We start from the raw sequence: 11663 nt of genomic DNA on the forward strand, positions 1-11663 counted from the left end.
GGGTCGACGTGCGCGGCGACGAGAGTCTCCTGGCTCCCGGATCCGCGCGCCCCCGGCCTTCCGGTCCGGCGACGGACCGTGGCCCCTCGTGGGGGAGCGCTCCCCGGTGACAGTGGCGGGACCGCGCCGGATTCGCACCGGCTTCCTCTCCTGTCGCCGCGTGGGCAGCGATGAGTGCACCATGCCGCGATTCCGCCCGTCAACTCCCCGCTGACCTGCGACGCGCCGGTGTGCCCGAACCCACACGCCACCGGGGGTTACGCTGCGGCGGGCCCGGTACCCGCCGGGCCCCGGTGAGAAGGGGCGCGGGGCGTGGAGGAGCGGACGGAGGGGCCGGCCGGAGCGGAACCGGACCCCGCGCGGGTGCGGCGGGCGGTGGTGGAGGTGGCGCGGCGCACGGTGGCGGACGGCCTGGTGGTGGGCACCTCGGGCAACGTCTCGGCCCGCGTCGGCGACACGATCGTCATCACCCCCAGCGGAGTCCCCTACGAGCGGTTGGATCCCGCCGCGCTGCCCACCGCGGCCCTCACGGGCCGGCCGGCCCATGAGGGCCCCGGGGAGTCCGGTGGCCCGGTGCCCAGCAGCGAACTCCCCCTGCACCTGGCGGTCTACCGGGCGCGGCCGGAGGCGCGGGCCGTGGTGCACACCCACGCCGTGCACGCCACCGCCGTCTCGACACTGGTGGAGGAGGTCCCGGCGGTGCACTACGCCTGCGCCGCGCTCGGAGGCCCGATCCGGGTCGCGCCCTACGCCACGTACGGGACCGAGCGGTTGGCCCTGGTGACCGTGGAGGCGTTGCGGGACCGCACCGCCTGCCTGTTGGCCAACCACGGCACGATCGCCCTGGGGGAGGAGAGGGATCCGGTGCGGGCGCTGGAGCGGGCGCTGGAGCGGACCGCCCAACTGGAGTGGATGTGCCGGGTGTGGCTCGCCGCCTCCTCGGTGCCCGGCCGTGCCCCGGCGCTGTTGCCCGGGGCGGAGATCGACCGGGTGATCGAACGGCTGCGCGGCTACGGGCAGCCCGGGGACGCCGCCTGACGCCCCTCCGGTCCGGTCCCGCGTCACCCCACTGCGGTTCACGGGGTGCACAACTGTTCCATCCCGGGCAGGCTGGGGGACATGCGTCGGCTTACAACGGCGGCCGTGGCCGCCACCGCACTGCTGGGAGCCGGAGCGACGGCCGTTGCCGTCGGCCGGCGGGCCGCCCGAACCGCCCTGCGCAGCGGCGGACCGCCGGTCGGCTTCGGCGGGCCGGAGGCGGTGATCATCTCCATGTCCCCGGAGCGGGGCACCGTCACGCTCGTGGGTCCCGCCGCCGGCGGACCGGGGGCGGGACCGGACCTGCCCGGCCGGTACGGGTTGGTCGCCGCCGACGGCACCCGTGACGCGGGACGCCTGCTGGGCACCGTCGGAGCGGTGGTGCGTTCGGAGGAGGCGGGGAGCTCCGGCGCGATCACCGTCACCCGCCGCCTGGAGGCCGACCCGGGGAGCGGCGCCTCCCTCGAACCCGCCGATCGCCCGGGCCGTTTCCCCGGCACCCGGGTGCGCTTCACTCCCGCCGTCCACGCCGGGAACCCGCGCACCGCGCTGGGTCTGCCGCACGCCGCCCTGGAGATACCCGCCGAGTTGGGCACCCTCCCCACCTGGTTCGTCCCCGGTGACCGCGACCTGTGGGTGATCGCCCTGCACGCCCCCGGCGCGGGGCGCGAGCAGGTCCTGAACCTGCTGCCGTTCCTCCATCGCCACCACCTCCCGACCCTCGTCCCCACCCTGCGCGGCGACCCCGGGGCGCCCCCGGCGCCGGGCGGGCTCGACCGCCTGGGCACCACCGAGTGGCGCGACGCCGACGCGGCCCTGCGGCACGCCGCCCGCTACGGGGCCCGTCGGGTGGTGCTGATCGGCTGGTCGGCCGGAGCGGACATGGCGCTGCGCACGGCGGCCGAGTCGGAGCTGCGCGATCGGATCGCCGGCCTGGTGCTGGACTCCCCGCTGCTGTACTGGCCGGCGGCGCTGCGGGCACTGGCGGGGGAGCGGGGCGTGCCCCGGCCCCTGGTGCGGCTGGCCAGGGGCGCGGCCCGCGGCGGGATCGGGCTGCCCCCACCCCGGCCCACGGAGCCGCCGAGTCGTTCCGACGGGCGCCCGCTGCCGGTGCTCGTCGTGCACGGTTCGAGGGATCGGGTCGCGTCGCTCCCGGCCGCCCGCGAACTGGTCGCCCGTTCGCCGGAGAGCGTGGTGGAGCACACCGTGCCCGGCGCGGGCCACGCAGCCGGCTGGAACGTGGATCCCGAGGGGTACGAGGAGCGGCTGCGGCGCTTCCTCACCCCGCTGCTGTGACCCGGCCCCCGTGATCCCCCCGCTGTGACCCGGGTCACGCGTTCCCGTCGCGCCCCGGGTCGGTGCCGCCCGTCGGCCTGCTCCCGCGCGGACGGGCGCCGGAGCACGCCCGCGCCCGTCCGGCGCACTCACGGCATCGGGGGCGCCCGGGGGGCGTACGGGAGCGTTTCGGGGAGGCGCGGACTCACCGACACCGGGCCGGTTTGGGCTTTCGCGCCCCTACCGGTGAAACTGCTGCGGTGACGATCCCTCCGCGCGAGACCCGGTTGCACGTCCTGCCCGTCCCCCCGGCCCGGGAAGCCGGTCGGGGGACGCCCGCCGATCCCGCCGGGGAATCCGGCCCGGCCCACCCCGCCGGTGTCGATCCCCGCCACGCCCCGCGCGCCGCCGACGACGGGGAAACCCCGCCCGGCCCGCGTCCCGCCGGTCTCCGTCCCGTGGAGACGGGGCCGCTGCGCCCCCGTTCCGTCGTCCGCCGCTCCGCCGCCCGCCGGCGCCCGCCCCGCCCGCCGCGCGGCACCCCGCCGCGGGAGGAACTCGCCCGTCGCGTGCGGACCTTCCTCGACCCCGCAGTACGCCTCGCCCGCTGGGCGGAGCGGCACGGACTGGACCCGGCCGCGGAACCCGATCGCGCGGCGCGGGACCTGGACATGAGCCGGGCCGGCGTCGGGGACCACTGGAGCCGAGCCCGGCTGGCCGGTCTCATCGAACCGGCCGAGGCCGGTGACGCCCTGCCCGCCGGTTCCACCGGCCCGCACCCCGTGCTCGCCGGCGCCGTCCGCGCCGGGTGGCGCCTGCGGGCCTGGGACAGCGACGACTCGGCCGTCCTGCGCGGTTGGGTCGCCCTCTTCGACGGCTGGTCGCTGGTGCGCCCGGCACCCGACGACGCCGATCCGATCGCCGTCACCGAGGTGGTCGGGGCGGTGCCCCAACTGCTCTCGGTGATGCACCTGTCCGACGGACCGGTCACCGCCGAGGGCCTGTGCGACCTGCTCCTGCAGCGCGTCGCCGAACTGCGGGCCGAGCGCCCCGACGCGGACGGGGATCCCCGACCGGTGCCGGAGGACGAGGTCGGCGAGCTGACCCGACTGCTGGGCTGGGCGCTGGACGCGCTCTCCGCCGTCGGCGCGCTCACCCTGCACGCCGGTGGCGACCTGCCGGTCCGCGCCCGGCTCACCCCGCTGGGCGGCTGGGCGGTGTGGACCCGGCTGGAGCAGATCTGTCTGGCCGCCCAGAGCCCGGCCGGTCTCATCGAGCAGTCCGCCGTGGCGATGCTGCGCGCCTGCGCCGACCTGACCCCCGGCCCGGCCCGGGACGAGTACCGCGCCTGGCTGGCCGCCCGCACCACCGGCCCGGCCGTCGCGGAACTCCTGGAGGCGGCCCGGGGTGAGGACGCCCTCATCCGGGGACACGCCTTCGAGGCGCTGCGGGTGGTCGGCGCCCCCGCCCGGGCCGCCGTCCGGGCGGCGGTCACCGAGCCGGTGCTGCGCCCCTACGCGCTGCTGTGGTTGGCCGAGCAGGAGGACGGCGGCTCCGCCGACGCCGCCGCCGAGCCGCTGATCGTGCTCACCCGCCGCGAGGCGACCTGGCTGTGGGTGGACACCGCCTCGGCGGTCCACGACCACAGCCCGGGCAGGCTGCTGATCGAGCAACTCGAGCACGCGCCCACCACGGCGATCCCCGAACTGCTGGAGGACATCCGCGGTTGCGGTCACCCCAGGACCGTCCAGGTCCTGCTGGCCCTGGCCGCCGCCCACCCCGAGCCGCCGGTCGCCCGTCGCATCCGGCGGGCCGCCTTCCAACTGCACACCGGGGGCACGGGCGTGGTCCCCGTCCCGCAGGGGGAGCGGGGCGGGAACCGGACGGCGAACGGTCGGGACGCCCGGGGGCGCTGAGGCACGCGGGGAGCGGTGCCCGCCGCGCGCCCCGGTACCGCACCCGATCACGCGGGCCGGTCCCGTCCCCGATCACGGGCCCGGGGTCGGGGACGGCCCCGGGAACCGCACCGAAATCCGTTTGTCGGGCGCCGTAGACTGGTCGCCGCGGACTCGTCCGCACCGGTCCCGGGCCCCCCGGTCCCAACCGGCCGGTCCCGATCGCCGGGCCGCCGGCCCCGTCACCGTCCGCCGCCCCCGATCGCATGACGCAGTCCGGAGAGTTCGTCCATGATCACCGCCCAGTCCGTCGAACTGCGGGCCGGCGCCCGCGTCCTCCTGGAGTCGGCGACCTTCCGCATCGCCCGCGGGGACCGGATCGGCCTGGTCGGCCGCAACGGCGCCGGCAAGACGACGCTCACCAAGTGTCTGGCGGGGCAGGGACTCCCGGCCGCCGGCACCATCACCCGCGGTGGTGAGATCGGCTACCTGCCCCAGGACCCGCGCACCGGTGACCTCGAGATCCTCGCCCGTGACCGGGTGCTCTCCGCGCGCGGTCTGGACACCGTGCTGCGCGGACTGCGCGCCAGCGAGAACGGGATGGCCGAGGGCGCCGGGGCCGAGCGGGAGCGCGCGATGCGCCGCTACGAGCGGTTGGAGACCGAGTTCCTCACCCGGGGCGGGTACGCGGCCGAGGCGGAGGCCGCCACCATCGCCGCCAGCCTCGGCCTGCCGGACCGTGTTCTGGGACAGCCGCTGAGCACCCTCTCCGGCGGTCAGCGGCGGCGGGTGGAGCTGGCCCGGATCCTGTTCTCCGACGCCGACACCCTCCTGTTGGACGAGCCGACCAACCACCTGGACGCCGACTCCATCGTCTGGCTGCGCGATTTCCTCAAGACCTATCGGGGCGGCCTGGTCGTCATCTCCCACGACGTGGATCTGATCGAGACGGTCGTGAACAAGGTCTTCCACCTGGACGCCACCCGTTCCTGCATCGACGTCTACAACATGGGGTGGAAGCAGTACCTCGCCCAGCGTGAGGCCGACGAGAAGCGCCGCCGCCGCGAGCGTGCCAACGCGGAGAAGAAGGCGGCCTCGCTCAACGCCCAGGCCGACAAGATGCGGGCCAAGGCCACCAAGGCGGTGGCCGCGCAGAACATGGCGAAGCGGGCCGAGCGGCTGCTCGCCGGTCTGGAGGACGAGCGGCGCGCGGACAAGGTCGCCAAGCTGCGCTTCCCCGATCCCGCGCCCTGCGGCCGCACCCCGCTGATGGCGGAGGAGCTCTCCAAGTCCTACGGCTCGCTGGAGATCTTCACCGATGTCGGCCTGGCCATCGACAGGGGGTCGCGGGTGGTCATCCTCGGCCTGAACGGCGCCGGCAAGACGACACTGCTGCGCCTCCTCGCGGGGGTCGAGAAGCCGGACACCGGTCGGGTGGTACCCGGTCACGGGCTCAAGATCGGCTACTACGCGCAGGAGCACGAGACGCTGGATCCCGACCGCACGGTGCTCGAGAACATGCGGTCCGCCGCCCCCGACACCGACCTGGTGGAGCTGCGCAAGATCCTGGGGTCCTTCCTGTTCTCCGGGGACGACGTGGACAAGCCCGCCGGGGTGCTGTCCGGCGGTGAGAAGACCCGGTTGGCCCTGGCGACCCTGGTGGTCTCCTCCGCCAACGTGCTGCTGCTGGACGAGCCGACCAACAACCTCGACCCGGCCAGCCGCGAGGAGATCCTGGGCGCGCTGCGGGGCTTCAGCGGGGCCGTCGTGCTCGTCACCCACGACGAGGGCGCGGTCGAGGCGCTGCAGCCGGAGCGGATCATCCTCCTGCCGGACGGCATCGAGGACCTGTGGAACCAGGGGTACGCGGACCTGGTGGCGCTGGCCTGACCCGCCCCTCCTCCTCCCGACCCCGCCCGGTCGGCCGTTTCCCTCCCGGCCCCCGCGCGTCGTACCGGCGCCCCGGTTTCCGGGCGAACGGTGTCGCGCGACCGGGGGTGCGCGCCTTCGGGTGGCCCGTTCGGCCGATACCGTCTCCGTCATTCGCATGAGGGGTGTCTCATATCGTCCCGCCCCGGGCGCCCCCGTCGCACGCCCGGCGGGTCGCGGTTCCGGTCGTTTTCCCCGGGCGGCGAGGGCTCTCCGGCCGGGGTGTCCCTGAGCTGCGGCTTCCCGGCCCGGGCCGCCGACTTCCGGGACGGTTTCGGCGCGTGGTTCCCGGGCGCCGGCCCGGATCCGCGGTTCCTTCCCGCGCTTCTTCCCCGGGGCTCCCGGGATCGACCGCGCCGAATGGGTGGCCAGGAAACCGGATAGGGGTGATCATGAGAGTTCCAGAGCGCACTTCCGTCGAGGAGGCACGGGTGGCCGAAACGCTGAAGAAGGGGAGCCGGGTGACCGGCACCGCGCGCGAGCAACTCGCGGCGGATCTCAAGCGCAAGTACGAATCGGGGGCGAGCATCCGGGCACTGGCCGAGGAGACCGGCCGCAGCTACGGATTCGTGCACCGCATGCTCAGTGAGGCGGAGGTGACCCTCCGCGGCCGCGGAGGGGCCACCCGGGGCAAGCGGGCCGCCGCCGATTCCTGACCGCCGGGTCCGACGGGCGCCCCGCACCGCCGGTACGCCCCCCGCCCGGTCCCCGTCGACGGGCGGACGTTACGCTGCCGGAAATTACCGACGAGTAGTGTCGGGTGACGCCGACGCGTGACGTTCCGGAGGGGCCCATGACCCTGCTCGAGACCAACGGAGTGCGCCTGACCGCGGACGGGGACGCCCCGGAGATCGCCACGGTCACCCTTACCGACGGGGCCCGGCACAACGCCCAGACCCCGGGCACCTGGCGGGCCCTGGCCGAGGCCGGACGTCTGCTGCCCGGCTCGGTCCGGGTGGTCGTGCTGCGCGGCGAGGGCCCCTCGTTCTCCGCCGGACTGGACCGCCGTGCCTTCACCCCCGAGGGCATCCCGGGCGAGCTCTCCACCCTGGAACTCGCGCACCGCGACGACGCGGGGATCGACGCCGCCATCGCCTCCTACCAGGAGGCCTTCACCTGGTGGCGTCGCAACGACCTGATCAGCGTCGCCGCGGTGCACGGTCACGCCATCGGCGCCGGCTTCCAGCTGGCGCTCGCCTGTGACCTGCGGATCTGCGCGCGGGGAGTGCGCTTCGCCATGGCCGAGACCTCGCTGGGGCTGGTCCCCGACCTGGCCGGCACCAAGCCCCTGGTCGACGCCGTCGGCTATGCCCGCGCGCTGGAGATCTGCGTCACCGGCCGGAAGGTCGGTGCGGAGGAGGCCGAGCGCATCGGCCTGGTCAACCTGGTGGTGCCCGACGCCGATCTCGACGGCGCGGTCGCCGACCTCACCGCGGCCCTTCTCGCGGCGCCCCGGGACGCCGTGATCGAGACCAAGGCGCTGCTGCGCGGGACCGCCGGTCGCGATCACGACGAGCAGCGCGCGGCCGAACGGGCGGCGCAGGCCCGTCGCCTGCGCGACCTGGTCGGCCTCTCCGACTGAGAGCGCCCGCCCCGGCCGGCGGTCGTCCCCTCCGTGACACCGGGGGCGGCGGAACAACGGACGGGGCCGGGGAGCGGCGGCCGGCGGGGTCAGGCCCCCCCCGCCCCCCCCGCTTCGGCGTCGTCCTCCGGCCCGTCGAGCCGCACCACCAGAAGCCGTACCCGGCGCCCGGCGGCGGCCGCCGCCGCCCGCGCCGCCTCCGCGATCGTCGTGCCCGTCGCGGAGGCGCGCGCCAGGGCGAGCTGCACCTCCACCCACTCGGTGTCACCCGCCGGGGTGATCCGCACCGACCGTCCCGCCGGCCCGGGGAAGGGCACCGTCCCCCGCACCCCGGCGATGGCCGTCAGGGCGGCCACCACCGCCCGCGCCAACGGATCCGCGTCTCCGCCCTCCGTCGGGTCGGACCCGATCGGGGCCCGGGCGGCCGGGGTGTCCGGAACCGTCGTCGGGGTCCCGTCGGGCTCCGTACCCTCCGGCGCCGCCGCGTCCGCCGTGCCGGGCTCCAGCAGGCCGTTCACCCGTACGTCCACCGCCGTCACCGGCAACGACAGCGTCCGGGCCCCGACCGTCAGGGCGGTCCGCACCCGATCCGCCGTCTCCGGCAGTGGTTCCTCCCCGGAGAGCAGCACCTCCGCCTCCAGGCGCACCGCGCCCCTCGGCAGGCCGGCCGCCGGACGTTCCTCCCAGCCGAGGGGCGCGGCGTCCCCGTCCGGGGCGAATCGCAACCGCAGCACCCGCGTCCCGGGGACACCGGCGACGTCCCCGATCAGGACTTCGCGGGCGGCACCCTCGGCGATCCATCCGGTGCCGGCCGGAACCGGGTCGCCGAGGGGCAGCAGCCTGCCCATCCGCACCTGTTCCCGCACCGTTTCCGTCAATCCCCGAACACCCATCCGTAATCCGCCCGCCTCGCTAGCCGTCACCCGCGCGATCGGACCCGGGTGGGACGGCGCGGGCCCGGGAACACGTGCAGAAGGCTCCCGGATGGGTACAGCATCCCGTATGACCCCTTTCCCGACCACGCGGTTCACCCGGTCGATGGAGCGTGTCGGGGCGATAGGACCCGGGTTGTGCCTAATGTGGCCATCGGGCCGGTATCGGCTCGGGTGACGGAACGGTTCGTGTCCGTTCCGTCCCGGGGGCCACCGCATCGATCCCGCAGGCCGGGCGGGAACCGCACCCGGCGCGACCCCGATCGGGCACGAGGAGAGGCACCATGAGCGAGAGCAGCACCGAGAAGAACACCGACCGGAGCACCGACAAGGAGTCCTCCGGGGGCAGCCGCATTTCCGGCGCCCGGCGCGGCGGGGGTGACCCCGCCACCCGTGGCCGTACCACCATCGCCGACGGCGTGGTCGCGAAGATCGCGGGCATGGCCGCGCGGGACGTGGTCGGTGTCCACGCGATGGGCGGTGGACTGGCCCGTACCTTCGGGGCCGTCCGCGAACGGGTGCCCGGCGCCGGCGGGGGGCGCGCCTCCACCGCCACCCGCGGCGTCAAGGCCGAGGTGGGCGAGGTGCAGACCGCCCTGGATCTGGATCTGGTGGTGGAATACGGCTACGCCATCGCGGAAGTGACCCAAAACGTCCGTGAGAATGTCATCGCCGCGGTGGAGCGGATGACCGGTCTCGAGGTTGTCGAGGTCAACATCGCGGTCGGGGACGTCAAGCTTCCCGACGAGGAGGACGAGGACGAGGACGAGGGCGACAGCGGACGCCCCGCCCTCCAGTGACCCCGGACCCCTCGGTAGCGACCCCGGACCCCACCGGTCCGAACGAACGGAGTGAACGATGGGCATGGCCCTGGCCGGCATGATCGCCGGCATGGCGCTCGGGTTCGCCGGATACTTCGGCGGCTTCGGAGCCTTCCTTCTGGTCGCCGCGCTCGGCGCCATCGGCTTCGTCCTGGGACGGTTCGCCGAGGGGGATATCAACCTCGGCGACTTCTTCCGGGGCAATCGGTGATGACCGACGCCTCCGACACCCGCGCCCCCGTCCGGGAATCCGCCGGCGGTACCGCGGGAGCGACCGACGCCGCCCGGTGGCCCCCCGGCCCCCGGGCGGTGCCGCCCGGCGAACGGGGAGCCACCCGGATCGCCGATCGGGTGATCACCAAAATGGCCGAGCAGGCCGCCCGCGAGGCGCTGCGCGACCTCGCGGGCGGCACCCCGCCGGCGGGGGAGAGTCACGCCGGCGCCGAGCAGGGGGCCCCGACGCCACCGATCGCGCAGGCCGCGCGTCGCCCCGGACCCCGGGCGGAGGTCTCGGTGCGCCGTCAGCCGGACGCCGGCGGCAGCGGCGGTCTGGCCCGGGTGCGGGTGGAGGTCGAACTGGACTACCCCTGCGACCTGGCGGGCCACTGCGGCGCGATCCGCCGACGGGTCACCGAACGTCTGTCCGATCTCGCCGGGATGGAGGTGCCCGGGGTCGCGCTGGTCGTGGCACGCCTGCACTCGGCGCATCGCCGCACCGGGCGTGTCGGGTGACGGGCCGGGCACCGATGGATCGGGCACCGGGGAAACGGGAACGCGAGGAGATGGGGAAGGCGTGAGCGGTACGGAACGGGAGGGGACCGGCGGGGGACCGGCGGTCCTGGAGAAGCGCGCCCGACCGGACGAGCCCCCGGAACGCGGCCAGGCCGAAGGCGGGCCGCGCGCCCACCGCTTCCGGTCGGCGCGTCGGGTACCGGCGGCCCTGACCGCCCTGGTGCTGCTGGGGATCCTCGGCGTCCTGCTGTACGACGTGATCTCGGTCCGGGCCGGCCGGCCGGCCGCCGAGTGGCGGGTGCGCCTGGCCGATGAGCTGGCCACGCGTCCGGTGGACGACCCGGTGGTGCTGATGGGCGCGGCCATCGCGATCCTGCTCGGCCTGTGGCTGCTCCTGCTCGCCCTCACCCCCGGATTGCGCGGACTGTTGCCGCTGCGCCGGGAGGATCCGGATCTGCGGACCGGCATCGAGCGCTCGGCCGTCGGGCACGTCCTGCGCGACCGGGCGGTCCGGGTGTCGGGCGTGCGCTCCGCCCGGGTGGCGGTGGGACGTCGACGGATCCGGGTCGCCGCGGAGACGCACTTCCGGGATCCGGAGGAGGTGCGGACGGAACTGCGTTCGGAGTTGGAGGAGGCACTGGACGACATCGCGCTCGCCCACCGTCCGGGCCTCGCGCTGCGCGTCCGTCGCCCGAACGGCGGCTGAGTCGACCGGGCCCCACCGGCTCCCGCGCGGAAACGGTCCGTGGGGACGGCGCGTCGGGCGGGGCACGGAGGGACGCGGGAAATACGGGGGGACATCCGGGAACACCGGAAAACACCGAGGAGAAGCGGGAACGCGATGCGGATCGTCAATCGGGTGCTGATGGCACTCATCGGGGTACTCCTGGTGGTCGCCGGCGCCACCGTGGTGGCCGCCGCCCTGGACCTCCCCGCCCGTTGGGGACTGCGGCTGCCCGACGGATGGAGCCCCCGCGCCCCCGATGACGTGCTGTTGGCGGACGCCGACCGCACCCGGTGGGTGGATGAGGGCTGGTGGTGGCCGGTGGTGATCGGCGTGCTCTCCCTGTTGGTGCTGTTGACCCTGTGGTGGGCGCTGACGCAGGCACGACGCGGTCGCCGCCGGGAACTCCCCCTCGACGTCCGGGACGGCAGCGACGCCACCGTGCTGCGCGGAGCGGCCCTGGAGGAGGTGGTGACGGCGGAGATCGAGTCGTTTCCCGGGGTGGAACGGGCCAGGGCGGCGCTGGACGGCGGGCGAGGCGGGCCGCGGCTGCGGGTGGGGGTGGTGCTGGAGGCGGACGCGCGCCCCGGTGAGGTGGTCCGTCGCCTGCGTACCGAGACCCTCGAACACGTCCGGGCCTCGACCGGGCTGGAACGCCTTCCGGCCGATCTGCGGGTGCGCTCGACCCGACACTCCGCCGAGCGGGTGGAGTGAGGGGCGGTCACCCGGAGGAGC

At 75.4% G+C, this 11663-nt stretch carries 12 protein-coding genes and 1 riboswitch; of the genes, 11 read left to right on the forward strand and 1 reads right to left on the reverse strand.

The genetic code is table 11. The features are described from left to right. Positions 1-22 precede the first annotated feature (22 nt). Positions 23-149: riboswitch (cobalamin riboswitch) on the reverse strand. 163 nt (positions 150-312) lie between these two features. The 6 genes from LZF96_RS19310 to LZF96_RS19335 all read left to right on the forward strand — a co-directional run bounded on the left by LZF96_RS19310 (position 313) and on the right by LZF96_RS19335 (position 7719). Next, positions 313-1038: a class II aldolase/adducin family protein gene (locus tag LZF96_RS19310; protein WP_374203276.1), complete on the forward strand. Its 726-nt coding sequence runs from the start codon at positions 313-315 to the stop codon at positions 1036-1038. A 105-nt stretch (positions 1039-1143) separates the two neighbouring features. Beyond that, positions 1144-2334 carry a hypothetical protein gene (locus LZF96_RS19315; protein WP_308294240.1) on the forward strand — a complete coding sequence of 397 codons (1191 nt, stop codon included), beginning with the start codon at positions 1144-1146 and terminating at the stop codon, positions 2332-2334. Between the two features lie 437 nt (positions 2335-2771). Further along, a complete protein-coding gene (locus tag LZF96_RS19320) occupies positions 2772-4229 on the forward strand; it encodes a hypothetical protein (RefSeq protein ID WP_233874275.1) in 1458 nt (485 codons plus the stop codon). Positions 4230-4499: 270 nt separating this feature from the next. Further along, a complete protein-coding gene (locus tag LZF96_RS19325) occupies positions 4500-6098 on the forward strand; it encodes an ABC-F family ATP-binding cassette domain-containing protein (RefSeq protein ID WP_233874188.1) in 1599 nt (532 codons plus the stop codon). A gap of 470 nt (positions 6099-6568) precedes the next feature. After that, positions 6569-6793, forward strand: coding sequence for a helix-turn-helix domain-containing protein (locus LZF96_RS19330; RefSeq protein ID WP_233874278.1), 225 nt, complete (start codon positions 6569-6571; stop codon positions 6791-6793). A gap of 137 nt (positions 6794-6930) precedes the next feature. Further along, entirely contained in the window at positions 6931-7719 is a 789-nt protein-coding gene (locus tag LZF96_RS19335) for an enoyl-CoA hydratase/isomerase family protein (RefSeq protein ID WP_233874193.1), read from the forward strand. Between the two features lie 89 nt (positions 7720-7808). Here LZF96_RS19335 and LZF96_RS19340 read toward each other — a convergent pair whose 3' ends face one another. Next, positions 7809-8597 (reverse strand): hypothetical protein, encoded by a 789-nt coding sequence (locus LZF96_RS19340; protein ID WP_233874196.1) that lies wholly within the window; start codon positions 8595-8597, stop codon positions 7809-7811. Between the two features lie 338 nt (positions 8598-8935). Between LZF96_RS19340 and LZF96_RS19345 the strand changes: the two genes are divergently transcribed. The 5 genes from LZF96_RS19345 to amaP all read left to right on the forward strand — a co-directional run bounded on the left by LZF96_RS19345 (position 8936) and on the right by amaP (position 11642). Further along, on the forward strand, positions 8936-9451 hold the full coding sequence (locus LZF96_RS19345; protein ID WP_233874200.1) for an Asp23/Gls24 family envelope stress response protein: 516 nt from the start codon (positions 8936-8938) through the stop codon (positions 9449-9451). Between the two features lie 58 nt (positions 9452-9509). After that, positions 9510-9683 (forward strand): hypothetical protein, encoded by a 174-nt coding sequence (locus tag LZF96_RS19350; RefSeq protein ID WP_233874293.1) that lies wholly within the window; start codon positions 9510-9512, stop codon positions 9681-9683. Next, entirely contained in the window at positions 9683-10204 is a 522-nt protein-coding gene (locus LZF96_RS19355) for an Asp23/Gls24 family envelope stress response protein (protein ID WP_308294241.1), read from the forward strand. The genes LZF96_RS19350 and LZF96_RS19355 overlap by 1 nt, the downstream gene beginning before the upstream one ends. Before the next feature lie 61 nt (positions 10205-10265). Further along, entirely contained in the window at positions 10266-10910 is a 645-nt protein-coding gene (locus tag LZF96_RS19360) for a DUF6286 domain-containing protein (protein ID WP_233874203.1), read from the forward strand. Between the two features lie 135 nt (positions 10911-11045). After that, positions 11046-11642, forward strand: coding sequence for an alkaline shock response membrane anchor protein AmaP (gene amaP / locus LZF96_RS19365; protein ID WP_233874206.1), 597 nt, complete (start codon positions 11046-11048; stop codon positions 11640-11642). Positions 11643-11663: the final 21 nt, after the last annotated feature.

It is taken from the genome of Streptomyces sp. ST2-7A (genome assembly GCF_021390475.1).
In the GTDB taxonomy this organism is placed as follows: Bacteria; Actinomycetota; Actinomycetes; order Streptomycetales; family Streptomycetaceae; genus Streptomyces.